The sequence below is a fragment of the Streptomyces sp. KL2 genome (assembly GCF_046529545.1).
In the GTDB taxonomy this organism is placed as follows: domain Bacteria; phylum Actinomycetota; class Actinomycetes; order Streptomycetales; family Streptomycetaceae; genus Streptomyces; species Streptomyces radiopugnans.
The window spans coordinates 807,950-832,569 of record NZ_CP127170.1 but is presented as its reverse complement, the minus strand read 5'-3'; the positions used below and the strand labels follow the sequence as shown (position 1 = coordinate 832,569).

General features: G+C 73.6%; 21 protein-coding genes and 1 pseudogene. 11 read left to right on the top strand and 11 right to left on the bottom strand.

Features of this window, described 5'->3' with window-relative positions; all coding sequences use genetic code 11:
• Positions 1-210 precede the first annotated feature (210 nt).
• From QPK52_RS03790 to QPK52_RS03780, 3 genes are all read left to right on the top strand, one after another.
• Complete coding sequence (locus QPK52_RS03790; protein WP_410535572.1) at positions 211-1,671, top strand: ATP-grasp domain-containing protein; 1,461 nt, start codon at positions 211-213, stop codon at positions 1,669-1,671.
• 31 nt (positions 1,672-1,702) lie between these two features.
• Entirely contained in the window at positions 1,703-2,965 is a 1,263-nt protein-coding gene (locus tag QPK52_RS03785) for an NAD(P)-binding domain-containing protein (protein WP_410535571.1), read from the top strand.
• 287 nt (positions 2,966-3,252) lie between these two features.
• On the top strand, positions 3,253-5,856 hold the full coding sequence (locus tag QPK52_RS03780) for a glycoside hydrolase family 9 protein (RefSeq protein WP_410535570.1): 2,604 nt from the start codon (positions 3,253-3,255) through the stop codon (positions 5,854-5,856).
• Between the two features lie 77 nt (positions 5,857-5,933).
• Here the strand turns inward: QPK52_RS03780 and QPK52_RS03775 are convergent, their stop codons facing one another.
• Positions 5,934-6,785 (bottom strand): putative protein N(5)-glutamine methyltransferase, encoded by an 852-nt coding sequence (locus QPK52_RS03775; RefSeq protein ID WP_410535569.1) that lies wholly within the window; start codon positions 6,783-6,785, stop codon positions 5,934-5,936.
• A 131-nt stretch (positions 6,786-6,916) separates the two neighbouring features.
• Positions 6,917-7,579 carry a zinc ribbon domain-containing protein gene (locus QPK52_RS03770; protein WP_410535568.1) on the bottom strand — a complete coding sequence of 221 codons (663 nt, stop codon included), beginning with the start codon at positions 7,577-7,579 and terminating at the stop codon, positions 6,917-6,919.
• A 227-nt stretch (positions 7,580-7,806) separates the two neighbouring features.
• Here QPK52_RS03770 and QPK52_RS03765 point away from each other — a divergent pair, with 227 nt between their 5' ends.
• Both QPK52_RS03765 and QPK52_RS03760 read left to right on the top strand, forming a co-directional pair.
• Positions 7,807-8,892, top strand: coding sequence for an S-(hydroxymethyl)mycothiol dehydrogenase (locus QPK52_RS03765; protein ID WP_410535567.1), 1,086 nt, complete (start codon positions 7,807-7,809; stop codon positions 8,890-8,892).
• A complete protein-coding gene (locus QPK52_RS03760; protein ID WP_410535566.1) occupies positions 8,889-9,521 on the top strand; it encodes an MBL fold metallo-hydrolase in 633 nt (210 codons plus the stop codon). Before QPK52_RS03765 ends, QPK52_RS03760 begins: the two co-directional genes overlap by 4 nt.
• 72 nt (positions 9,522-9,593) lie before the next feature.
• Here the strand turns inward: QPK52_RS03760 and QPK52_RS03755 are convergent, their stop codons facing one another.
• The gene (locus QPK52_RS03755) at positions 9,594-10,265 is read right to left on the bottom strand and encodes a TetR/AcrR family transcriptional regulator (RefSeq protein ID WP_410540181.1); all 672 of its coding nucleotides are present in this window, start codon (positions 10,263-10,265) and stop codon (positions 9,594-9,596) included.
• A gap of 109 nt (positions 10,266-10,374) precedes the next feature.
• On the opposite strand from QPK52_RS03755, the gene QPK52_RS03750 reads away from it, so the two are divergent.
• Positions 10,375-10,935, top strand: coding sequence for an NAD(P)H-dependent oxidoreductase (locus QPK52_RS03750; protein ID WP_410535565.1), 561 nt, complete (start codon positions 10,375-10,377; stop codon positions 10,933-10,935).
• A gap of 289 nt (positions 10,936-11,224) precedes the next feature.
• Here QPK52_RS03750 and QPK52_RS03745 read toward each other — a convergent pair whose 3' ends face one another.
• The 5 genes and pseudogenes from QPK52_RS03745 to QPK52_RS03725 all read right to left on the bottom strand — a co-directional run bounded on the left by QPK52_RS03745 (position 11,225) and on the right by QPK52_RS03725 (position 13,469).
• Positions 11,225-11,518 (bottom strand): hypothetical protein, encoded by a 294-nt coding sequence (locus QPK52_RS03745; RefSeq protein ID WP_410535564.1) that lies wholly within the window; start codon positions 11,516-11,518, stop codon positions 11,225-11,227.
• Positions 11,519-11,540: 22 nt separating this feature from the next.
• The gene (locus QPK52_RS03740; protein ID WP_410535563.1) at positions 11,541-11,900 is read right to left on the bottom strand and encodes a cupin domain-containing protein; all 360 of its coding nucleotides are present in this window, start codon (positions 11,898-11,900) and stop codon (positions 11,541-11,543) included.
• A gap of 253 nt (positions 11,901-12,153) precedes the next feature.
• Positions 12,154-12,585 (bottom strand): annotated as a pseudogene (locus QPK52_RS03735) (hypothetical protein); the annotation flags it as partial.
• A 16-nt stretch (positions 12,586-12,601) separates the two neighbouring features.
• Positions 12,602-13,051, bottom strand: a complete 450-nt coding sequence (locus QPK52_RS03730; RefSeq protein WP_410535562.1) for an ATP-binding protein — start codon at positions 13,049-13,051, stop codon at positions 12,602-12,604.
• A 106-nt stretch (positions 13,052-13,157) separates the two neighbouring features.
• Positions 13,158-13,469: an STAS domain-containing protein gene (locus tag QPK52_RS03725; RefSeq protein WP_410535561.1), complete on the bottom strand. Its 312-nt coding sequence runs from the start codon at positions 13,467-13,469 to the stop codon at positions 13,158-13,160.
• Positions 13,470-13,860: 391 nt separating this feature from the next.
• Between QPK52_RS03725 and QPK52_RS03720 the strand changes: the two genes are divergently transcribed.
• Positions 13,861-14,394, top strand: coding sequence for a sugar O-acetyltransferase (locus QPK52_RS03720; RefSeq protein ID WP_410540180.1), 534 nt, complete (start codon positions 13,861-13,863; stop codon positions 14,392-14,394).
• 202 nt (positions 14,395-14,596) lie between these two features.
• The gene (locus tag QPK52_RS03715) at positions 14,597-15,742 is read left to right on the top strand and encodes a GH12 family glycosyl hydrolase domain-containing protein (protein WP_410535560.1); all 1,146 of its coding nucleotides are present in this window, start codon (positions 14,597-14,599) and stop codon (positions 15,740-15,742) included.
• A gap of 88 nt (positions 15,743-15,830) precedes the next feature.
• On the opposite strand, the gene QPK52_RS03710 is transcribed toward QPK52_RS03715, so the two are convergent.
• Positions 15,831-16,484, bottom strand: coding sequence for a peptidoglycan recognition family protein (locus tag QPK52_RS03710; protein ID WP_410535559.1), 654 nt, complete (start codon positions 16,482-16,484; stop codon positions 15,831-15,833).
• A gap of 139 nt (positions 16,485-16,623) precedes the next feature.
• A complete protein-coding gene (locus QPK52_RS03705) occupies positions 16,624-17,502 on the bottom strand; it encodes a lysozyme (protein ID WP_410535558.1) in 879 nt (292 codons plus the stop codon).
• Positions 17,503-18,153: 651 nt separating this feature from the next.
• Here QPK52_RS03705 and ectA point away from each other — a divergent pair.
• The 3 genes from ectA (at position 18,154) to QPK52_RS03690 (ending at position 22,383) form a co-directional block, all read left to right on the top strand.
• The gene (gene ectA / locus QPK52_RS03700) at positions 18,154-18,663 is read left to right on the top strand and encodes a diaminobutyrate acetyltransferase (protein ID WP_410535557.1); all 510 of its coding nucleotides are present in this window, start codon (positions 18,154-18,156) and stop codon (positions 18,661-18,663) included.
• Between the two features lie 78 nt (positions 18,664-18,741).
• Entirely contained in the window at positions 18,742-20,010 is a 1,269-nt protein-coding gene (ectB, locus tag QPK52_RS03695) for a diaminobutyrate--2-oxoglutarate transaminase (RefSeq protein WP_410535556.1), read from the top strand.
• Positions 20,011-20,256: 246 nt separating this feature from the next.
• The gene (locus tag QPK52_RS03690) at positions 20,257-22,383 is read left to right on the top strand and encodes a SpoIIE family protein phosphatase (protein ID WP_410535555.1); all 2,127 of its coding nucleotides are present in this window, start codon (positions 20,257-20,259) and stop codon (positions 22,381-22,383) included.
• Between the two features lie 114 nt (positions 22,384-22,497).
• Here QPK52_RS03690 and QPK52_RS03685 read toward each other — a convergent pair whose 3' ends face one another.
• Positions 22,498-24,192, bottom strand: coding sequence for a cellulose binding domain-containing protein (locus tag QPK52_RS03685; protein ID WP_410535554.1), 1,695 nt, complete (start codon positions 24,190-24,192; stop codon positions 22,498-22,500).
• Between the last annotated feature and the right edge of the window lie 428 nt (positions 24,193-24,620).

Here is a 24,620-nt window from a genome sequence, read left to right as displayed (position 1 = left end):
TGATCCGCAGGGCTGCTTTCTGATAACCCGTTCGCTGTTTTCGTCGCTCGCTCGGCCCAGTACCGGAAGGAATTCAGGGGTGCCGACGGGGCCGAGGAGGCCGCACCCGGTAAGACCTTCGGCGGAACGCCGGAGAGGTCCGGAGAACGCCAGAGAACGCCAGAGAAAAACGCCAGGAAAAACCCCGAGGAACACCGAGGACTGCGCACCATGTCGCCACCGCTCGACACCGAGGTACCCGCACTGCTGCTGAGATTCGACCGGAACCCCTTCCACCACGGCACCCTGGGGGCCATCAGGTCCCTGGGGCGCGCGGGTGTCGAGGTCCACGCCGTCGTCGAGTCGCCGCACTGCCCCATCGGCCGCTCCCGCTACCTGCGGCAGGGACACCACCTGCCGGCGGACGGAGTCCGCGGCACCCACCGGACGGGGGAGACGGTCGACGCCGGCGGTGCGTCGGACGATCGGCTGGAGCGGATGCTCCGTCAGATCTCCGACCGCATCGGACGGCCCGCCGTCCTGATCCCCATGGACGACATGGGCGCCATCGCCGCGGCCCGGCTCGCCGGCCGGCTGGCCGGGCGCTTCCTGCTGCCGGAGCAGCCGCCCGAACTGCCGCAGCAGGTGGCCGACAAGGCCCGGCTGGCGGCCATGTGCGGGGAGCTGGGCATCCCTCACCCGCCGACCGCGAGCCCGCGCAGCGCCGCCGAGGCCGCCGCCGCGGCCCGGGAGCTGGGCCTGCCCCTGATCGCCAAGTGGAGCCGCCCCTGGCTGCTGCCCCAGGGCGGAACACTGCGCAGTACCACCGTGGTCACCACGGAGGACCAGGCGCGCGCCCTGTACCGGCGCAGCGGCGAGGCCGGCAGCCGGCTGCTGCTCCAGCGGCTCGTGCCCGGCGGCCGGGGCACCGACTGGTTCTTCCACGGCTGCTTCGCAGGCGGCGCGGTCCGCCTGGCGGGAGGGGCCGGGCGCAAGGAGCGCTCCTGGCCGGTGGGCGCCGGCCTCACGGCGATCGGCCGCTGGCTGCCGAACCCCGAAGTCGAGCGGGCGGCACGGCTGCTGGCCGAGCACCTGGACTACCGGGGCATCCTCGACCTGGACTTCCGCTTCGACTCCGCCACCGGCGCCTACCAGCTGCTGGACTTCAACCCCCGTCCCGGCGCGCAGTTCCGGCTGTTCACCGACCGCTCGGGGCTGGACGTCGTACGGGCCCTGCACCTGGACCTCACCGGCCGTACCGCCGCTCCGGCGGACCCCGTACCGGGCCGTGTCTTCGTCGCGGAGAACTACGCCCTGCTGTCCTCACTGGCGGCACTGCCCTCCGAGGGCCTGCCGCTCACCTCCGCCCGGCGCGGTCGCGGGTCCGCCGGGGGCGACGAGGGGAGCGAGGGGGACGGGAGGAAGAAGCCGCGGGAGACGGAGACCGCCTGGTTCGCCGCGGACGACCCGGCGCCCTTCTTCACCATGGCCGCGGCCTGGCTCGGGCAGGGCGGGCGCAAGGCCGCGGTGCGCCTGGGACTGCGTCTGCTGCGCCGGGGACGGCCGGCCGTCCCCGGCGCGGCACCGGGGGGCCCGGACGACGGGAGCGGCCGGGCCGCCGGAGCCCCGGCGCCCCTCGGCGCGCCCCGGACCCCGGCGGACCTGCGCACCACCGAACACCCGACGGCATGACAACCCCACGACGAGAGAACGGTGACCGACCATGTACGACCTGGTAGTGGTGGGCGCGGGCCCCTACGGACTGTCGATCGCGTCCCACGCGGCGGCGGCCGGGATCGGGGTGCGCGTCCTCGGCCGCCCGATGGCCTCCTGGCGGGACCACATGCCCGAGGGGATGTTCCTCAAGTCCGAGCCCTGGTCCTCGAACCTGTCCGACCCCTCCGGCGAGCACACCCTGGCCGCCTACTGCGCGTCCCGGGGGCTGCGCGCCGAGCACGGCACCCCGCTGCCGATCGGCGTCTTCACCGAGTACGGGCTGTGGTTCGGGCGCTCGGCCGTGCCGTCGGTCGAGGAGGAGACGGTCGTCTCCGTGCGCCCCCGCACGGAGGGCTTCCTGGTGGAGACCGAGGGAGGCGAAACGATCCTGACGCGGACCGTGGCCCTGGCGGTCGGCGTGATGCCGTTCGTCCACCGCCCCGAGCCGCTGCGGGCCCTGCCCCGTGAACTCGTCACGCACAGCAGCCACCACCGGGACCTGTCGCGCTTCCGCGGCCTGGACGTCACGGTGATCGGCGCCGGGCAGGCCGCCCTGGAGACCGCCGCGCTGCTGGCCGAGTGCGGCGCCCACCCCCGGGTGGTGGCCCGCGCCGGCAGCGTCGCCTGGAACACCCCGCCCCAGCCCCTGGAGCGCTCCGCGCTGCGCTCCCTGATCGACCCGCACTGCGGGCTGGGCACGGGCTGGCCGAGCTGGGTGTGGTCCGAGACCCCCTGGGTGGTCCGCCGCCTGCCCGGCGCGCTGCGGACGCGGATCGTGGACCGGGCGCTGGGCCCGGCCGGGGCCTGGTGGCTGCGCGACCGTGTGGAGAGCCGGATCCCGGTGCTGCTCGGCCAGCGGCTGCGGGCGGCCGTCCCGGCCGGCGGGGGAGTGCGGCTGAGCCTGGAGACGGCCGAGGGGGCGGCCACGACCCTGGAGACCGACCATGTGGTGGCCGCCACCGGCTTCGTCCCGGACGTCGGGCGGCTGGGCCTGCTGGACCCGTACGTGCGCAACCGCCTGCGGCTGGCGGGGACCGGCCGGGCGCCCGAGGTGGACGGCCGGTTCGAGTCCTCGGTGCCGGGCCTGTTCTTCGCCGGGCTGCTGACGGCGCCGTCCTTCGGCCCGTCCATGCGGTTCGTCTACGGGGCCGGTTTCACGGCGGAGCGGCTGGTGCGCGGGGTCCGGCGCCGGCTGGGCGGGCGCCGCGGCGCCCCGGTGCCCGGCAGCCGGCGCTCGGCCGGCTCCCGGGCACCGGTGACCCTGGGCTGAGCCGTGTGTCCCCGGGCCCGCGCGACCGCGCGGGCCCGGGGACACGCGCCGCGCCCGGCCGGCGGTCCGCCCGGTCACGGGAATCCGTTGGTGGCGTCCGACGTCTTGACGCTGTCTGTCATGCACCCCACGATCTATGGGAGCGCTCCCAGGCGTTGTGGGGCGCGTTCCGTCATGCCGTCGCGTCGCCCCGTCCGTTTTCCCCACGCCGGAAGGACCGAACTGTGACACCTCATCCGCCCCCTCAGCCCCGGGCGGCGGGCCGCCCGCGCCGCGGCAGGCGCCGTGTGCTGGGCGCTGTGGCCGCCGCCGGACTGCTGGCCGGCGCCCTGACCGCCCCCGTCTTCGCGGCCGAGTCCGCCGACGGTCCCGAACTGATCACCAACGGCGACTTCTCGAACGGCACCACCGGCTGGTGGTGGACGGAGAACAGCCCCGGCGAGGTCGTGGACGGCCGGCTGTGCGCCGAGGTGCCCGCCGGCACGGAGAACCCCTGGGACGCCATCGTCGGGCAGAACGGCATCCCGCTCACCGCGGGCGAGGGCTACGCGCTGAGCTTCACCGCCAGCGCCTCCGTGCCGGTCACCGTCCGCACCAACGTGCAGATGGCCACCGAGCCCTGGACCACCGAGCACGCCTCGGCCGACCAGATCGGCGCGGAGACGAAGACCTTCAGCCACGTCTTCACCGCGAAAGCCGACCACGAGGCCGCCCAGCTCGCCTTCCAGATCGGCGGCAGCGAGCAGGCCTACACCTTCTGCCTGGACGACGTCTCGCTCACCGGCGGCGCCGAGCCGCCGGTCTACGAGCCCGACACCGGCTCACCGGTGCGCGTCAACCAGGTCGGCTACCTCACCGAGGGGCCCAAGAGCGGCACCTTCGTCACCGACAAGACCTCGGCCCTGACCTGGACGCTCAAGGACGCCGACGGCACCGAGAAGGCGTCCGGCACCACCACCCCCAAGGGGGTCGACCCGACCTCCCGCCAGAACGTCCACACCTTCGACTTCGGCGACTTCGACGAGGCGGGCGAGGGTTACACCGTCACCATCGACGGCGAGACCAGCGAACCCTTCGACATCGGCGACGACCTGTACTCCTCGCTGCGCTCGGACGCGCTCGCGTACTTCTACCACAACCGCAGCGGCATCGAGATCGACGCCGACTTGGTGGGCGAGGAGTACGCCCGTCCCGCCGGGCACGTCGGCGTCGCGCCCAACCGGGGCGACACCGAGGTCCCGTGCCAGGAGGGCCTGTGCGACTACACCCTCGACGTCTCCGGCGGCTGGTACGACGCCGGTGACCACGGCAAGTACGTCGTCAACGGCGGCATCTCCGTCGCCCAGGTGATGTCCAACTACGAGCGCACCCTCACCGCCGAGGGCGCCGACGGCGCCGAGCTCGGTGACGGGAAGCTCCGCGTCCCCGAGCGCGGCAACGGCGTCCCGGACGTACTGGACGAGGCCCGCTGGCAGATGGACTTCATGATGCGGATGATGGTGCCCGAGGGCGAGGAACTCGCCGGCATGGCGCACCACAAGATCCACGACAGGCAGTGGACCGGACTGCCGCTGCTGCCGCACCAGGACCCGCAGCCGCGCGAGCTGCACGCGCCGTCCACCGCCGCCACCCTCAACGTGGCCGCCTCCGCCGCCCAGTGCGCCCGCCTGTTCGAGGAGTACGACGCGGACTTCGCCGCGAAGTGCCTGGACGCCGCCGAGACCGCCTGGGCCGCCGCCAAGGCGCACCCGGACGTGCTCGCCGACCCCAACGACGGCACCGGCGGCGGCGCCTACAGCGACAACGACGTCCGCGACGAGTTCTACTGGGCCGCGGCCGAGCTGTTCGTCACCACCGGTGAGGACACCTACCGCCAGGAGGTCCTGAACTCCCCGCTGCACGGCGACACCGACGCCGTCTTCCCGCGCGGCGGCATGTCCTGGGGCGCCACCGCCGGCCTGGGCGCGCTCAGCCTGGCCACCGTGCCCAACGACCTGACCGACGCCCAGCTCAGGGGCGTGCGCGCCATGGTCACCGAGGCCGCCGACGGCTACGCCGCCGACTCCCGCGGCGCCGCCTACGGCGTGCCCTACGCCCCGCGGGACAACCACTACGTGTGGGGCTCCAACAGCCAGGTCCTCAACAACATGGTGGTCCTGGCCACCGCGCACGACCTGACCGGCGAGGCCGCCTACCGCGACGCGGTGCTGCGCGGCATGGACTACCTGCTGGGCCGCAACCCGCTCAACCAGTCCTACGTCACCGGCTACGGCGAGCGCGACTCGCGCAACCAGCACCACCGGTTCTGGGCCAACCAGCTCGACCCCGACCTGCCCAACCCGGCGCCCGGCTCCGTCGCGGGCGGTCCGAACGTCGAGATCCAGGACCCGATCGCCCAGGACAAGCTCCGGGGCTGCGCCCCGGCGATGTGCTACATCGACCACATCGAGTCCTGGGCCACCAACGAGATCACCATCAACTGGAACGCCCCGCTGGCCTGGATCGCCTCCTACCTCGACGACCTCGGCCAGGGCGGCGGCGAGGACCCGGGCGGCGAGGACCCGGGCGAGACGCCCTCCTGCGAGGTGACCTACTCCTCCAGCCGGTGGAACAGCGGCTTCAGCACCAATGTGACGCTGAAGAACACCGGCACCGCCACGCTCAGCGGCTGGGAGCTGACCTGGGCCTTCGCCGACGACCAGAAGATCACCCAGGCGTGGAACGCCCAGGTCGTCCAGACCGGGCGGAACGTCGTCGCCAAGCCGGCGCAGTGGAACACCACCATCCCGATGAACGGTTCCGTGCACTTCGGTTTCAACGGAACCTCCGCCGGCCAGGCGGCCGACCCGGCCGCCTTCTCCCTGAACGGGAAGGCGTGCACGGTCAAGTGACCTGACACACCTCGACCGCGCGCCACCCGACCGGAGGGCCGGGGCGCCCCGCACCGGGGCGCCCCGGCCCTCCGCCGTCAGTCCCGCCGCAGCCCGTCGCCGCCAGGGGAGCCGATGACGACGGTGGCGTACAACTCCCCGCAGACGGCCGTCCGCGGCACCAGCCCGGCCCGCGCGACGGCCTCCGCCGTCCGCGGCGCCTGGTGCCCGCCCGTCTCCACCAGCAGGTGCCCGTCCGGCGCCAGCCACCGCGGTGCCTCCTCGATCACCCGCCGCTGTACGCCGAGCCCGTCCGGCCCGCCGTCGAGCGCCGACGGCGGTTCGTGCTCGCGGGCCTCCGCCGGCAGCAGCCCCATTTCGCCGGTGGGCACGTAGGGCGCGTTGGCGACCAGCACGTCGACGCGGCCGCGCAGCTCCGCGGGCAGTGGGGCGTACAGATCGCCCTGGTACACCCGGCCCCCCGCGGAGGCGACGTTGCGGCGCGCGCAGCGCACCGCGGCCGGATCGATGTCGGAGGCGTGCAGCTCCACTCCCCCCACGGCCGCCGCCACCGCGGCGCCCACCGCACCCGAACCGCAGCACAGATCGACGACGACGGCACCACGCCGCCGTCCGGCGAGCGCCGCGGCCCGCCGGGCGAGGAACCCGGTACGGCGGCGGGGCACGAAGACCCCGGGCTCCACGGCGATACGCAGACCGCAGAACTCCGCCCAGCCCAGGACGTGTTCGAGCGGCAGGCCGTCCGCCCGGCGCTCCACCATGGCGGCGAGCTCACCGGGGGTGCGGGCGGCGGACAGCATCAGCCGCGCCTCGTCCTCGGCGAAGACGCAGCCTGCGGCCCGGAGCCGCGCGGCGACGGCGGACAGAGGGGGTGGAGGGGGCAGGGGGGAAGGGACAGCGGAAGGGGAGGGAGGAGGAGAATGAGACATGAGGGCCTTTCGGGATGCCGAAGGGTGCTCTCGCGATCACCCGCGCCGGGAGACCGGCGCCTGCGCGGGACCACGGGACCGCGGGACGAGGGAGCCCTGCCTGACCTGGCGTCGACCGGTCTCACCGTTGCTCAGAGCCTCAGCGGCTCTCGGCATTCCGGGTGTTTCGGGATGGAAGGTCCGTCTCGTCGCCAAAGCGTGAGTGCTCCGGCTTGGGTACGGTCTCTCGTTTCCCCCTGCCGCTGCCGCGACGGGATTGCGCCACCTGCCCGCTCCGCAACCGTCTTGCGACGGGTGCGGGTGGCGCGGGTCCTCTGGTCGGCTCCACGAGGCTTGGACACCGCCGGGGCGGTGTCCTGGTCCCCGGCCACTCCGGTACCGGTTACTGCGGCTGCCGCGAGCGCGGCGAGGTTGAGCGCGGCGCTGCCGTCCCGGTCGACGACCAGGCCGCAGGCGTCGCGTTGGTAGGTCCGCACGTGCAGCGGCGGCTCGGCTTTCACCGCGCCGCACCCGGAGCAGGTCTTGGAGGAGGGGCGCCGGCGGTCGGCCACGATGGTGCGGGTGCCGTGGCGCCGAGGTACTCCACCGAACGGTGCAGGGACGCGCCGACGCCGTTCCCGCCCGTGCGGCTCGACATCGCCGGAGCCGCCCTCCAGCCGCACCGAGGTGACCCCACCGGACAGTTCGGCCCGGTCCTCGGATGTCCTCCCGGGCAGCAGGCCGCACGCGCCGGGAGCGCCGCCGGTGAGCCCGAGCGCCGCCGCGGTCCCGAGCGCGCGTAACCGCCGTCGCATGGATGCCCTCCGATTCCCCGTGGCTCTCGCCGGTCGCGGCCCGTCCGGGCCCGTCACGGGACGAGGCTACGGCTCCCCCGCGGCCCGACCATGGGGACATCCCCCGGCCCGTGCGGCGGGTCGGCGGGTCGGCGGGTCGGTGGGGGAGGATCGGGGTAGCGGTGGACCCGGGCCCGCCGCCGCGGCGGGCCCGGGGATTTCCTGAGCACACGAGAGGCTGCGAAGACATGTCACAGAAGGTGCGGGCGGTCGTCGCCCGGCGGAAGAACGAGCCGGTCACCGTCGAGACGGTCGTGGTACCCGACCCCGGCCCCGGCGAGGCGGTGGTGAAGGTGCAGGCGTGCGGGGTGTGCCACACCGATCTGCACTACCGCCAGGGCGGCATCTCCGACGACTTCCCGTTCCTGCTGGGACACGAGGCCGCGGGTGTGGTGGAGTCGGTCGGCGAGGGCGTGACCGAGGTGGAACCCGGCGACTTCGTGATCCTGAACTGGCGGGCGGTGTGCGGGCAGTGCCGAGCCTGCCGCCGCGGACGGCCCTGGTACTGCTTCGCCACCCACAACGCCGCGCAGAGGATGACGCTGGAGGGAGGCGCCGAACTGTCCGCGGCGCTGGGCATCGGGGCGTTCGCGGACAAGACCCTGGTCCACGCCGGGCAGTGCACCAAGGTCGACCCGGCCGCGTCGGCGGCCGTCGCCGGTCTGCTGGGCTGCGGTGTGATGGCCGGCCTCGGCGCCGCGCTGAACACCGGGAACGTCCAGCGCGGCGACAGCGTGGCCGTCATCGGCTGCGGCGGGGTGGGCGGGGCTTCGGTGATGGGCGCCAACCTGGCCGGAGCCTCGCGGATCATCGCCGTCGACATCGACGACCGCAAGCTGGCCACAGCCCGGAAGCTGGGCGCCACCCACACCGTCAACTCCCGCGAGGGCGACCCGGTGGATGCGGTGCGGGAGCTGACCGGAGGGTTCGGCGCGGACGTGGTCATCGACGCCGTCGGCGTCCCCGAGACCTACCGGCAGGCCTTCTACGCCCGGGACCTGGCCGGGACGGTGGTGCTGGTGGGGGTGCCCACCCCCGAGATGAGGCTGGAGCTGCCGCTGCTGGACGTCTTCGGCCGGGGCGGGGCGCTGAAGTCGTCCTGGTACGGAGACTGCCTGCCCTCCCGCGACTTCCCCATGCTCATCGACCTCTACCTCCAGGGGCGGCTGGACCTGGACGCGTTCGTCAGCGAGACCATCGCGCTGGACGACGTGGAGGGGGCGTTCGACCGCATGGAGGCCGGCGACGTGCTGCGTTCGGTGGTGGTCCTGTGAGCACCGTCCGCGTCGACCACCTGATCACCTCCGGCACCTTCTCCCTGGACGGCGGCACCTGGGAGGTGGACAACAACGTCTGGATCGTGGGCGACGAGGACGAGGCGCTGGTCGTCGACGCCGCCCACGACGCCGACGCCATCGCCCGCGCGCTGGACGGGCGGCGGCTGACCGCCATCGTGTGCACCCACGCCCACGACGACCACATCGACGCCGCCCCGGCCCTGGCCGAGGCCACCGGCGCGCCCGTCCTCCTCCACCCCGACGACCGGCCGCTGTGGGACCTGACCCATCCCGGCCGGGCGCCGGACGGGGAACTGGCGGACGGCCGGACGCTCACCGTCGCCGGCACCGGGCTGACGGTGCTGCACACCCCCGGCCACGCACCCGGCGCGGTCTGCCTGTACGCCCCGGCGCTGGGCACGGTCTTCACCGGCGACACGCTCTTCGCCGGCGGACCCGGAGCCACGGGGCGGTCCTTCTCCCACTTCCCGACCATCATCGACTCCATCCGCGACAGGCTGCTCACCCTCCCGCCGGAGACGGTGGTGCGCACCGGCCACGGCGAGTCCACCACCATCGGCGCCGAGGCGCCCCACCTCCAGGAGTGGATCGACCGGGGGCACTGAGGCCGTGACCGGGACGGGCCGGTGCGGGTGGGGCGGGGTGCTGTACGGGCCGGTGCGGTGCCGTACGGCGGGTCAGGTGCGGGTGACGCGGGCGACCAGGTCCAGCCAGCCGGCCTCCAGGCGGTCCAGCGGCATGCCGCGCCGCCGGGTGAGGTGGTGCAGGAGCGCGACGTCCAGGTGACTCGCGAGGGTGTGGGCGAGCAGTTCGGCGTCGCCGCCGACATCCGCCTCGCGCAGCAGCGCGGTGAGGTGGGTGAGGACCAGACGGCGGGGCGGGGGCTCGAAGCGCCTGCACGCCTCCGGCTCGGCGGCCAGCAGCAGGGCCCGGTGGGCGGCCAGGTGCCTGAGCGTGGCGACGCCGAACTCCTCCAGCCGCCGCACGGGGGGCGCCCCGGGGCCCAGCGGCGGGGGGCCGGTGAGGAAGGACTCCTGGTAGAGGCGCTCGGAGTGGTCCAGGAGGGCCATGAGCAGACCGCCCCGGTCGCCGAAGCGCCGGAAGACCGTCCCCTTGCCGACCGAGGCGGCCGCCGCGACCGCCTCCATGGTCAGGTGCTCCGGACCGCGCTCGGCCACCAGCCGGGCGGCGGCCTCCAGCAGACGCGTCCGGTTGCGGGCCGCGTCCGCGCGCATGGGGGGCGTCTGGCCGGCCAGCGGCAGCAGCGGCTGCCCGGCGGCCTGCTCGGCCGTCTGCCCGGGGTGGCCTTGTTCGTCGTCGGACGGCGCGGTTGGGGTCACGGACCTCAGCGTACCCCTGCGGGAAGAAAATGGACCACGGTCCGGTTAGCGTGCTAGAAAGTATTCGGACCACGGTCCGTTTACCGCTCCACTCCTTCCCGACTCCCCAGGAGACGTCATGTCCGTCCGTATCCTCGCCCTCGTCGGCAGCCTCCGTTCCGGCTCGCACAACCGCCAGCTGGCCGAGGCCGCCGTGAAGCACGCCCCCGAGGGCGTCGAGATCGTCCTCCACGAGGGCCTGGGCGACCTGCCCTTCTACAACGAGGACGTCGATGTCGAGGGCTCCGTGCCCGCCGAGGCCGCGCGGCTGCGCGAGGTGGCCGGCGGAGCCGACGCCTTCCTGCTGTTCTCGCCCGAGTACAACGGCACCATCCCGGCCGTGCTGAAGAACGCGATCGACTGGCTCTCCCGCCCCTACGGCGCCGGCGCCCTGTCCGGCAAGCCGGTGGCCGTCGTCGGCACCGCCTTCGGGCAGTACGGCGGCGTGTGGGCGCAGGACGAGGCCCGCAAGGCCGCGGGCATCGCGGGCGCCAGCGTGCTGGAGGACGTGAAGCTCTCCATCCCCAACTCGGTCGTGCGCTTCGCCGAGGCCCACCCGGCCGACGACGCCGAGGTCATGGGGCAGCTCGTCGAGGTCCTCGGCAAGGTCTCGGCCGCCGCCGCGCCGTCCGCCGCCTGACCGGACCGCGCCGGCCGGACCGCGCACGGCCGCACCGCGGCGGCGCGGCGGCGCGGCGGCGCGCGAGGGGGCCCTCCGGGTTTCGGAGGGCCCCCTCGCGCGCTGCCCCGGGGGCCGGCGGAGCCGGTGGTTCCGCTGCCGGGGAAGGGTGTGGGCGTGTCGTCGGCGAGGGCGCGGACCCGGCCTTCCGGGCCCGAAGCGCGGTCCGGCGCCGCCGGGGTGTGTCACGCGTCGGTACGGCGCGGGCACGGACGGCCGGCGGGCCCGGAGCCCGCCGGCGGCGGCGCGGTCAGGACCTCTCCTCGACCACCTCCAGGTTCACGAAGCGGGGCTCCTTGCTGCACAGCCCCCTGATCTGCTCGGAGACGCGCCGGGTCTCGGGCAGCTCGCTGTTCCTCATCGCCTCCTCGTAGGAGGGGAACTCGACGATGTCCACGTAGTGCGTGGAGTTCTCGCGGTCCCGCCCGTGCATCTCGCGGGAGAGGGTCCGCTTGCCCTCGGTCATCCGCATCCACTGCTCCCAGAGGTCCATCATCTCCTTGTCGTGCGTCGTCTCGTACTCGATGAGCTGTACGAACGTCATGGGACTCCTCCTGCGGCTGTCGCTACCGGGCCTTGGCGTACTCCTCGGCCATGGCGCCGGCGAAGTCGTACACCACGACCGTCTCGTCGCCGACGACCCAGGCGTCGTGCCCCGGCGGGCAGACGAACACGTCGCCCGGCCCGACCTCGGCCTCCTGGCCGTCGTCCATGCGCAGCCGCATCCGCCCCCGCACCACGTAGCCGTTGTGGTGGATCCGGCAGCTGTCCGTTCCGGCGATCGGGCCCACCGACTCCGACCAGCGCCAGCCGGGCTCGAACGTGGCCACGGCGAAGTCCAGCCCGGTGAGGTGGAGGGCTTCGAGGTGGCCACGGGGGAAGTCGCGCCGCTCGTCCGGCTTCTCGGTGGTCTTGACTTCCAGCATGGCTGAACCTCCGTTTCACGCCATATGTCCATGATGCGCCTGCGAGGCGCGGCAGGAAACCGGCAGGGAGCGGGGATCCGCGGAGATCCGGCAGGGCATCCGGAACCCGTACCGGCCGCCGGACCGCGGAGCCCGGCTCCCTGCCGGTTCCCTGCCGCCGGCCGCTGCCGGCGGCGGGGTCCGGCGCCGTGTGCGGGAGGCCCGACCAGGGGACCGGCGGGCCGTCCAGGACCCGGAGTCCGGTCGCGCGGTCGCCCTCCCGCACGATCCGCCCGTCGTCGCCCGGGACGCGTCCCCACGGCATGAGCAGCAGGTCCGCGGCGGTGGCGGAGGCCGTGGCGACCGGAGTGCCGGGGCCGTGGACCCACGACGCGCCGGTGTCGGCGCAGACCAGGCGTACGGCCTGCCCGGGCGGGACCGCGCGCCCCCGTGCCCACTGCCGCGGGGCCATGGTGTCGGACACCTCCGCCACGCCCTCGGCGGCCGTCTCCGTGCCGAGCGGACGGGCCGTGCCGAGCGCGTTCTCGGCGTCCCACCGGTGTACGAGGCCTCCAGGCGGCGCCGCCGCCGGAAGCCGACCTTGTGCGGAGGGTGGGACGTCCGGGCCGGGCGGAGGGGGCGGCCCGCAGGGCGTCCAGAGGCACCGAGCACGTCCCCTCGAACCACCCCGCCGGCTCCGCCGGATACCGGCGGAGCCGGTTTCACCACGGCAGGAAGGCGTGGACCTCCTTGCCGTCCGGCAGCGGGTGGACGCTGAGCCGGTCGGCGATCCGCTCGACGATGGACCAGCCGAAGCCGCCCCCGCCGCTGTTCAGGTCCGCCTGGCGGGGCTTGGGCGGGGCCGGGTCGCTGTCGCGGACGGTGACCTGCACGCGGCCCTCGGCGAACGCCAGGCACAGGGTGAGCGGGCCGGGGGCGTGGCGTACGGCGTTGGTGACCAGTTCGGAGACGACCAGCAGCACGTCGTCGTGCGAGCGCTCCCCGGCGGGCGGCTCGGTGCCCGCCAGTGTCGTCAGGAAGGCGTCGGCGGCGTCGCGGGCCTGGGCGATGGTGCCTGAGTGGCCGTCGAAGTCGGCGCGCAAATGGGGAGCCCCCAAACCCTCGCTCAGCAGTTCCATCGCCGGTCCCCCAGTCAACACAGCGGTGTCCATGGTGCGTCTTCCCGCTGTTGTCCACACCATACGCCGGTGTCGCACCGCCTCGCCGCAACCACCGCCGGGGACGGACCGGGGCAAGGGCCCCGGAGGGAAGGGGTGCTCAGCCGTCGACGGTGAAGAACCCTGCCAGACCCACCAGTTCCAGCAGCCTTCCGGGCTGCTCACCGACGCCGGTCAGGGTCAGGGGGACCCCGCGGTCCCGGCAGCGGCGCTCCAGGGAGAGCAGGGCGTGCAGACCGGCGGAGTCCATGAAGGGGACGCTCGACAGGTCCACGGCCAGACTCCGCCACGGCTGGTCGAGTTCCTCCAGGACGCCCGTCAGGGCCGGCGCGCTGTCGTGGTCGACGTCACCGCGGGGGTGCAGGACGACGGTGTCGTGTTGGCGGGTGATGGCGACGGACAGGGTGTGCATGGCCCTTCGACCCCCTTCCGGGGTGGATCGGCCCGTGTCGGCCGGAGATGGTTTTTGGACCGGGCGGTTCGGGGACGTCCGGCCGGCGCGGGCGGAGGAGCCCCCCGGCCAGACGGCGAGGCGGCTCCCCCCACCGTCACACACCTTGAGCCGCCGCGCCACCATCGCTGTCCCAAATACCGGCCCGTGCGCACGTCCGGGTGAGCCGGGTGGGACGGGAGGCGGCCGTGTGCCGGCCGGGACCGGCGCCGGGTCACAGCCCACCGGTCCGGACACGGTGGTGACGCCGACGGGGTTCCGGGGCATCCAGACGGTATGCCCGCCGGGCCGCCGGTCCGGACACGATGGTGACGCCGATCGGAGGGGTGACGTGACCAGCCACAAGGACCGCATGCTCGCCGGGGAGCCCTACCTCGCCGACGATCCCGAACTGGCCGCCGACCTGCGGCGCGCGGCCGAGCTGTGCGAGCGGTTCAACGCCTCGCCGGCCGCCGACCCCGCCGCGCGCCGGGCGGTGCTCGCCGAACTGCTGGGCGGGCTGGGGGAGGGGGCCGAGATCCGGCCACCGCTGTACGTCGACTACGGCTACCGGACCACCATCGGGCCCGGCACGTTCGTCAACTTCGGCGCGGTCGTGCTCGACGTCGCCCCCGTATCGATCGGAGCCGACGTCCAGATCGGCCCGAACGTCCAGCTGCTCACCCCGACCCATCCGCTCGACCCGGAGCGGCGCCGCGCCAAGTGGGAGGCGGCCGAGCCGGTCACCGTCGGCGACAACGTGTGGCTGGGGGGCGGTGTCATCGTCTGCCCCGGCGTGACCGTGGGCGAGAACACGGTGGTCGGCGCCGGGGCCGTCGTCACCCGGGACCTGCCCGCGAACGTCGTCGCGGTGGGCAATCCCGCCCGCGTCGTCCGCGAACTCTGAGCCCGGGCGGCCCGCTGGGGCCGAATGAGGAAGAATTGCCGGTTGCTCACGATAAGCGGTGGTGTGCGCAGATCCGGGGGTGGGAGGGAAGTCTAGGGTGCGGCCCGTCTTGTCATGTCCCCTGGGGTGGTCATAGAGTCCGCCGCGCAGTGATGGGAGCGCTCCCAGAGCCTCCCTGCCCCGCTCCTGCCGAAAGGACAGCATGACTTCCCCCCTGCGCTTCCCCCTCCGCCGCCTACCCCGGATACGCGCCGCCCTGCTGGCTCTCCTGATGGTCGCGGGGGTCATGACGGCCCTGACCGCCACGGCCCGGCCCGCCCACGCCGACGAGCGGATCTGCGACCAGTACGGGAGCACCACCATCCAGGGCAAGTACGTGGTGCAGAACAACCGCTGGGGTACCAGCGCCACCCAGTGCATCGACGTGACGGGCACCGGGTTCCGGCTCGCCCAGGCCGACGGCTCCGTGCCGACCAACGGGGCCCCCAAGTCCTACCCCTCGGTCTACTACGGCTGCCACTACACCAACTGCTCCCCGGGCACCAACCTGCCGATGCAGGTCAGCTCGATCGGCAGCGCGCCCAGCAGCGTCTCGTACACCTACGTCAACAACGCCGTCTACAACGCCTCGTACGACATCTGGCTCGACCCCACACCGAAGAGGGACGGGGTCAACCGGACCGAGATCATGATCTGGCTCAACCGGGTCGGCCCGATCCAGCCCATCGGCTCCCGGGTCGGCACGGCGAACGTCGGAGGCCGCAGCTGGGAGGTGTGGACCGGCAGCAACGGATCCAACGACGTCATCTCCTTCATCGCCCCCTCGGCGATCACGAGCATGAGCTTCGACGTCATGGACTTCGTCGACGAGACGGTCGCCCGCGGCATGGCCCAGCGCTCGTGGTACCTGACGAGCGTCCAGGCCGGCTTCGAGCCGTGGCAGAACGGCGCCGGCCTGGCCGTGAACTCCTTCTCCGCGTCCGTCAACACCGGCGGCGGTGACGGTGGCGGCGGGGAGCCCGTGCCGGGCGCCTGCGAGGTCACCTACACCACCAACTCCTGGTCGAACGGCTTCACCGCCGACGTCCGCGTCAGGAACACCGGCTCCACCGCGATCAACGGCTGGGAGATGAACTTCGCCCTGCCCGCGGGCCAGTCGATCACCAGCGCCTGGAACGCCACGGTCTCCTCCGCCGGAGGCACGGTGACGGCCCGCCCGGTCGAGCACAACAGGAACATCGAGCCGGGCGGCACCCAGTCGTTCGGCTTCCAGGGAACCCACTCGGGGGGCACGCTCGCCAAGCCGGCCCGTTTCACCCTCAACGGCACCGTCTGCACGGTGAAGTGAACCGCGCACGGCGGATGCCGTAGGGCGGCGCGGGGCCCGGACCGCACAGAGGCGGTCCGGGCCCCGCGGCCTTCCCGGCCCGCTGCCCTCAGCCCAGCCGTGCCGCCACCTCCTCGCGCAGCCGCGGCAGCATGTCGTGGAGCACCCCGGGGCAGAGCGTGCCGGTGTTGAAGTCCTTGTGGCCGTACATCCGCGCGGGCGCGATGCCGTACCGCTCGCACACGTACGCGCACAGGATCACCAGCACCTCCCACTGCGCCTGCGGCGGCACCGCGCCCGCGTGGTACGCGCCCTCGCAGGCGATGCCGACGGCCCGGTCGTTCTGCCCGGAGGTGTGCGCGCCGAGCACGAAGGAGGTGCCGCCGGTGAGGGTCCGCAGGCTGCCGTGCCGGCCCTCGGTGATCCAGCCCCCCCGGCTGACGGCGAAGTGGTAGCCGGTGTCGATCCAGCCGTTGCCGTCCATGTGCAGGTCCTGGACCCAGTGGGCGTGTGCGTGGGCCTGGGCGCGGGAGAGGTCGGAGGTGTTCGCGCTCACCGTGTGGTGGACGACGATCCGGTCCGGCCGGTACCCGAGGACGGTGACGTTCCCCCGGGGCGGCCGGGCGTTCCACGCCTGGGTGCTGTCGACATCGGGTTCGACGGTGCCCGAGGCCCGGGCGGTGCCCGGCAGGGCGCCGGCGGCGACGAGCCCGGCGGTACCGGTGATCAGCAGACGGCGGCGCAGCGGTTTCTCACCGTTCACGGTCGCTCCTCGGGGAGTCGCGCGGGGGGGGGCACGCGGGTCGCGGGGTCGGGAGGCGGGGGTGCGGGGCGGGGTGGGGCCGCGGGCGGCTCCGCCGGGCGGTGGAGCCGGCCCGCGATCGTCCGCGCCGGCCCGGAGGCTACGGCGTGTTGTTGGCCAGGGCGAGGAGCCTGTCCCTGGTGCCGTTGAACTTGTTGCGGTCCACGTTCCCGGAGACGCCGGCGACCGAACCGGTGCTGGTGTACTGCCACACCGTCCAGGTGGGGAAGCCGCTGGGGATGGTCGGGGTCTCGCTGGAGGTCCAGTGCGCCACCCACAGCGGGCTCTTGCTGTACATGCCGGTCCAGTTGCCGGTGCAGGTGTTCCACCAGCCCGCGGTCGTGTAGATCACCACGTCACGGGTGGTGCGCGCCTTGTAGGTGTTGTAGAAGTCGGTGATCCAGGCGCGCATCTGAGTGGTGGACAGGCCGTAGCACATCGCACCGTACGGGTTGTGCTCGATGTCCAGGACGCCCGGCAGGGTCATGTTGTCCCTCGACCACGCACCGCCGTTGGAGGCGAAGTAGGCCGCCTGGGTCGAGCCGCCGGAGACGTCGGGGCGCGCGAAGTGGTAGGCGCCGCGGATCACACCGGCGTTGTACGCCGCCACGTAGTTGGTGTTGAACCGCGAGTCCTTGAAGCTGGTGCCCTCGGTCGCCTTGATCCAGGCGAACTGGATGCCCGAGTTCCGTACCGAGGTCCAGTTGATGGCGCCCTGCCAGTGCGAGACGTCGATCCCCTGCACGCCGCTGGTGTGGGCCAGCGCCCCCAGCGGCGGGTCCTCCTGCGCGTCGCCGCCCTCGTGGAGCCGGTGGCCGGCGCCCATGAACGCCGTGCCGGGCTTGAGGGGTTCCTTGGCGGGCGGCGGCGCCGCCGCGGCCGTGCCCGCCGTGCCCGTCAGCAGGGCGAGTACGGCGGCGAGCACGCCGACCACGGCGGTTCTCAGCCGGTGGGGGGTGGGGGATCTGTGCGAGAGCATGGCTTCCTCCTGGCGCTTCGAGAAGGCGAGAGTGGGGGGAGGAGGTGCTGGGTGGTGCCGTCGGTACGGGCGGGTGTGCCGGCACGGGTGTGCCGGCATACCTGTGTTGACGTGAACGCGTCATAAGTGACGCACGAGGGTGGCCGCCCTGTAAAGACGTTCCAGTCACTCTCTGTGGTCTCTACCTCTGTCGGGGGAAGTGAAGTGCGCCGACGGGCCTCGCCCGGCGGAAACTTTCACGGCGCGAAAGAGGGCGCCGCGCACGGAAGGCGTTCGGCGGCCGGAAGACCCGCGCCGCGTCCTGCGCGTTCCGCCGTTCGGGTGACCTTTGGGGTGGGCTTCGGAGCCGGCCGGGCGTGCCTTTCCGTTGTTTTCCGCCTCATCCGGCGCCACACGGGAGAAGGCGGGAAAAACTGCGGTGGCCGCCCAGGAGCCACCGGAGTAGTTTTCGATGAGTGCCGACAAGCGCGGGAAGCCTGCCGAACAGGCATGACGGCCCGGCCAGTTGCCCCGCGCACCGGAAAGACCGTCCGACAACGCAGGTGATTACTCCGCGAAATCCGCGCCCGGCAGTCTCGGGCTCCTGTCGGTCGATCCCGTTCGGCGGAAGCCGCCGGGAGATCGGATACCGACCGCGGTGGAGGTGAAGCCATGGCGACGCAGACGGAACCCCTGATCGAGGCGCCCGGCATCGAGGACGGTGCCGCCGTGTGGCGCATCGCCCGCGACTCCCGCGTACTCGATCTCAACTCCTCCTACAGCTACCTGCTGTGGTTCCGGGACTTCGCCGCCACCTCGGTGGTGGCGCGCGGTGAGCGCGGCAGGCCCGTCGGCTTCGTCACCGGCTACCTGCGCCCGGAGCGGCCCGGCACGCTGGTCGTCTGGCAGGTCGCGGTGGACGAGGAGCACCGCGGACGAGGTCTGGCGGGCGCCATGCTGGACCACCTGGCCGCCCGCCCGGCCCCGCGGGGGGTCCGGTACCTGGAGGCCACCGTCGCACCGGGGAACACCGCCTCCGACCGGCTGTTCACGGTCTTCGCCCGGCGGCACGGCGCGGCCCTGGAGCGCGAGGCGCTGTTCGGCGCGGAGCTCTTCCCGGACGGCCACGGCCCCGAGGTGCTGTACCGCATCGGGCCGCTGCCCCGCGCCGCCCGGCCCTGATCCACCGCACGTCCCGGCCCGTCGAGGAGGGGCGTCCCGCCGCCCGCCCGGCACACACCCACCGAGGAGCACACCGCCATGACCATCACCGAAGCCGAGACCTCCGTCTTCGACACCCTGGAGTCGGAGGTGCGCAGCTACTGCCGCGGCTGGCCCAGGGTCTTCGAGTACGCGCACGGCTGCCGCCTCCAGGACGAGGACGGCCATGTGTACCTGGACTTCTTCGCCGGGGCGGGCGCACTGAACTACGGCCACAACCCCCCGGTGCTCAAACGCGCCCTGCTGGACTACCTGGAGCGCGATGGCGTCACCCACGGCCTGGACATGTCCACCACCGCCAAGCGGGCCTTCCTGGAGACCTTCCAGGAGGTGGTCCTGCGTCCGCGCGGCCTGGACCACAAGGTGATGTTCCCCGGCCCGACCGGCGCCAACGCCGTCGAGGCGGCCCTGAAACTGGCCCGCAAGGTCAAGAGGCGCGAGACGGTGGTGTCCTTCACCAACGCCTTCCACGGCATGTCGCTCGGGGCACTGGCGGTGACCGGCAACGCCTTCAAGCGCGCCGGCGCCGGCGTCCCCCTGGTGCACGGAGTGCCGATGCCGTTCGACAACTACCTCGACGGCAAGGTCGAGGACTTCCTGTGGTTCGAGCGCCTGCTGCAGGACCGCGGCTCCGGCCTGAGCCGGCCGGCCGCCGTGATCGTGGAGACGGTGCAGGGCGAGGGCGGCGTCAACGTCGCCCGGGCCGAGTGGCTGCGCGCCCTGGCCGACCTGTGCCGCCGCTGGGACATGCTGCTGATCGTCGACGACATCCAGATGGGCTGCGGCCGCACCGGCGGCTTCTTCTCCTTCGAGGAGGCCGGGATCACCCCCGACATCATCACGCTCTCCAAGTCCATCAGCGGCTACGGGCTGCCGATGGCGCTGACCCTGTTCCGGCCCGAGCTGGACGTCTGGGAGCCCGGCGAGCACAACGGCACCTTCCGCGGCAACAACCCGGCCTTCGTCACCGCCACCGCGGCCCTGGACACCTACTGGGCCGACAGCGGGACGGAGAAGCAGACGCTGGCCCGCGGCGAACAGGTCGAGGCCGCCCTGTGCGAGATCGCCCGCGAGCACCGCCGGAGCGGGGCCGGATACCGGGGCCGCGGCCTGGCCTGGGGGCTGACCTTCACCGACGCCGGACGCGCCGCCCGGGTGTGCGCCCGCGCCTTCGAGCTGGGGCTGCTGGTCGAGACCTCCGGCCCCGAGAGCGAGGTCGTCAAGCTGCTCCCGCCGCTCACCGCGACCCCTGACGAACTGGACGAGGGTCTGCGCACCCTGGCCCGCGCCGTCGACGAGACCGCCTGACCGTACGCCGCACGCCGGGCTCCCGGCCGGGGTGGCCCGGCGCGCTGAACCGACAGCGCGCCGCCGTCCCGAAAGCGCCATAATGTTCTTGTATGGAAGATACATGGCAGATCTGCCGTGGGGTGCCGCCACCGGGACGGACGGGGGCGGCGCACCGGTGCCGCACGGCATCCGGCGCCGCGGGCAGAGAGGCCGGGGGGCCGCCCGGCGGCCCGATCCCCGAGCGGGGCCGGCGAGGAGCGCGCGGTGGCCGGGCCGGGTGAGGCGGCGGCCGTGCGCGACCGGCTGGAGGCGGAGTTCCTGGAGGTGGTGCGCGGCACCGGCGCGTCCGTCGGCGTCCTCTACCTGCTGCCCCCGGACGGGGACGTGCTGCGTCTGGCGATGCTGTACGGGGCGCCGCTCGACTTCGTCGCACCGTGGATGAGGGTCGGCCTGGCCGCACCCGTACCGGCGGCCGACGCGGTGCGCGAGAACCGCCTGGTGTGGGTGGGGGGCCAGGAGGACATGGCCCGGGCCTATCCGCGCACGGCGGTGGCGATGCCGTACCACTTCGCCCTGGCCGCCGCTCCCGTCGTCACCGACCGCGTCCGGGGCGTGCTGCTGCTGCTGTGGCCCGGCACCCACTCGCAGCGGATCACCCCGCGGCGGCGCGACAACGTCGTCTCCAACTGCCGGCGGCTGGCACGGCTGCTGGACGAGGAGGAGGCGGCGGGCCGGTCGGTCGGGGCGGCCGCCCGGCCGCGGGTGCTGAGCCCCGGCACCGCGCGCACCGGCAGGTCGCGTTCGGCACTGGCCGCCGAGGACTTCGCCGAGCGCCTGCCCGGCGGCTGCTGCGCGCTCGACCTCGAGGGCCGCATCACCTTCGTCAGCTCGGGCGGCGCCGAACTGCTGGGCCGCAGTGCCGACCAACTGCTGGGCACGCGCCCGTGGCACTCGCTGCCCTGGCTGGACGATCCGGTCTACGAGGACCGCTACCGCGCCGCGGTCGTCAGCCGCGAGCCCGTCTCCTTCACCGCACGCCGGCCACCCGGCCGATGGCTCGACTTCCGGCTCTACCCGGACGCCAGCGGCATCAGCGTACGCATCGAACCCGCGGGCACCGGCCCCCGCCCCGCACCGGTGCGCGGCGAGTGGACCGGGGGGAGCGCCCCGGCGAGGGTCGGACAGCTCTACCAGATGATGCACCTGGCCGCGGCCCTGACCGAGACCGTCGGGGTGCAGGACGTGGTCGACCTCGTCGCCGACCAGATCATGCCTGCCTTCGACGCCAGGGGACTGGTGCTGTCCGTCCTGGACGCCGGCCGGCTGCGCATCATCGGCCACCGCGGCTACTCCAGGGCGGCCATCGAGCGGCTCGAAGGCGTCTCGCTGGAGACCGACCTCACCCCGGCCGGGCGGGTGCTCGCCGAGGCCGCACCGCTCTTCTACTCCTCACCGGAGGAGATGGAGCGCGAGTACCCCGGCCTGCCGCGGACGACCGGCAAACAGGCGTGGGCGTACCTGCCGCTGAGCATCTCCGGACGGCCCGTGGGCTGCTGCACCCTGTCCTACGACCGGCCCCACGCGTTCACCGCCGAGGAGCGCGCGGTCCTCATCTCCCTGGCCGGACTCATCGCCCAGGCACTGGACCGGGCGCGCCTGTACGACACCAAGCACCGGCTCGCCCACGGCCTCCAGCAGGCACTGCTGCCCCACACCCTTCCCGCCGTCCCCGGACTGCGGGTGGCCGCCCGCTACCTGCCGGCCACCCGCGGCATGGAGATCGGCGGCGACTTCTACGACCTCATCCGCCTCAGCGGCAGCACCGCGGCCGCCGTCATCGGCGACGTCCAGGGGCACAACGTCGCCGCCGCCGCCCTCATGGGCCAGGTCCGCACCGCCATCCACGCCCACGCCACCGCCGGAGTCCCACCGGACCAGGTGCTCGCGCGCACCAACCGGCTCCTGATCGACCTCGACCCCGGACTGTTCACCAGCTGCCTCTACGTCCACCTCGACCTGGCCCGGCGGCGCGCGAGCATCGCCAGCGCCGGCCACCCCCGCCCGCTCCTGCGCGGGCCCGACGGCCGCACCCGTCCTCTCGACGTCCCGCCCGGCCTGCTGCTGGGTGTCGAACCGGACGCCGACTACCAGGTCTTCGACACCCCCCTGCAGGCGGGCGCGATCCTCGCCCTCTACACCGACGGCCTCGTCGAGACCCCGGGCGTCGACCCCGACCGGGCCACCGCCGATTTCGCCCGTCATCTCGCCGGCATCCCCGACGGGGATCTGGAGCGGCTCGTCGACGCCGTCGTCCGGAAGGTGCGCCCCACCCGGCAGCGCACCGACGACATCGCCCTGCTCCTGCTGCGGACGGTGTTCGGCGAGGGCTGAGCGGGGTTCGGACGGCCGGGGACGTGGCGGGAGGGGCGGTGGGGGCGGGGATCCCGCCCCGGCACGGTGGTGCGGTGCCGGGGCGGGATGGCGGGGTGGTGGGTGCGGCGGCGGTCAGGGACTGGTGCAGGCGATGCCGCCGGGTGCCGCGGTGGAGCTGCCGGTGGCGGTGAAACCGAAGGTGACGGCGCCGCCGGCCGCGAGGGCGCCGTTCCAGGGGGTGTTGCTCACCGTGACGGTTCCGCCGGTCCCGGTGCTCCGGCCGTTCCAGACGTTGCCGAGGGTCTGGCCGGGGGCCAGGGTCATCTTGACGGTCCAGCCGTCGAGCGGGCCGGTGCCGCTGTTGCGGACCGACACCTCGCCCTGGAAACCGCCGGACCAGCTGTTGACCGTGCGGTACTCGGCGGTGCAGGCGCCGCCGCCCGTGCCGCCGGTGGTCCCGCCGGTACCGCCGGTGGTCCCCCCGGTCGTGCCGCCCGTGGTCCCCCCGGTCGTGCCGCCCGTGGTCCCCCCGGTCGTGCCGCCCGTGGTCCCCCCGGTCGTGCCGCCGTCGGTGAGCGCGGGGGTCTGCCAGTTCCGCCACTCGGCCAGGTCGGCGGACTTCATGCCGGAGATCTTGAAGGTCCCGGAGACGGTGCCGCTGTTCAGCAGGAACTTCTGGATGTGCTGCTGCAGCGGAGCGCGCCACTCGGAGCGGACGGCGCAGTGGTTGCCGTCCTGGACGTCGGACCAGTAGGTGATGTTGTTCTGCGCGCCGAGTGCCTTGTAGACCTCGGCCCCGCCCAGGGCGGCGACGGCCCCGGAACGGGCGCCCAGCCAGTCGACGTGCGGATTGTCCATGATCAGCAGGCCGCGGGGGGCGACCATGCCCACGATCTGGTGGGTGTCCACCGGCAGGGCGGCGGGGTTGCCGGTGTAGGAGCCGAACGCGTCGCCCAGCCAGGGCTGTTCGGAGTAGGCGCTGCTCAGCGGCTGGGCGCCGCTCTCCCTGGCGATGGAGCGGAAGGCGCCGACGCCGCCGCTGCCGGACTCGATCGGCATGGTCAGGGCGATGCGCTGGTCGAACGCGCCGGCGACGAAGGCGCCCTTGCCGTAGCGCGAGCAGCCGGTCACGCCGGTGGCGTCGGCTGTCAGGACGCTGCCGCCGGAGGACTCGATGACGTCGATGATGCGGCTCACCCCCCAGGCCCAGGCGGCCAGCAGGCCGGTGCTGCTGGAGGAGCCGTAGACGCTGTAGAAGGCGCCCTGCTTGTTGTTGCGGGCGGTGCCCTCCCGGCCGACGCTGAAGGGGTCGTAGCTGATGACGGCGGCGCCGGAGGCCTTGATGGTGGAGGTGTCCGCGCCGAAGCCGCCGTAGACGACGACGGCGGGGAAGGGGCCGGTGCCGCTGGGCAGTTCCACGTTCGCGGAGAAACTGGAACTCCTGCCCTGGTGGCTGACGTTGACGGTGATCCGGGAGGAGGAGACCGTCCCGGTCACGCTGTCGGGCTTGGCGGGTTTCCGGCCGTAGACGGTGCGCTCGGCCAGCTCCCTGATCTCCGCTCGCCGGCAGCGCCAGTCGGCCTTGGACGTGACCCGTGTGCCGTCCATCCTCGTGAAGGGGTCGGGGAGCGTCGGAATGCCGGTGGAGCCTCCCTGGCCCACCTGGCAGCCGGAGCCGTCGTCCTCCACGGCCGCAGCGGCCGGCGCCGCGGGCGGCAGGGTGCCGGCGGCGCCCGCCTGTGCGCCGAGGGTGGTGGTGGCCAGGCTCGCGACGGCCAGGAAGACCGCGGCTGCCCACGCCCGGGGTCGATGGCGATGGAAGCGCATGTGGGGTACCTCCGGAGGAAGGCGCACCGCCGGCCGGGCGCGGTTCCGGCCGGACCACGGCACGGAAACCGCGCACCCGCCGGAGCACGCCGGGTCGTGGGGGTGGGCCGGTCCGGCCGGGCAGGACGCCGCGCGGGGCGCGGAGCGCCGGAACCGGGGTTGGAAGCGCTCCCAGCGTAAGAAGGCGGTCAGGGTGCGGCAACAGGCGGGAGCGGACCGGCCGAGGTCGGCCGTTTTCGCACTCCCGTCGGAGGTGCGGCGCCCGCCGCAGTCGGGCGGAAAGGTGGAAAACGGTCGCGTCGGCCGTCGCCCGGGGTTCCGTCCGGCGAAATTTCCAGCCATGTTCCGGTATTCAGTTGATGTTTTTTCGGAAGAATCCCGGGTCTGGTCCGGACGACACCCTCCCGGCCGTCGACCGCCCGGCTCGG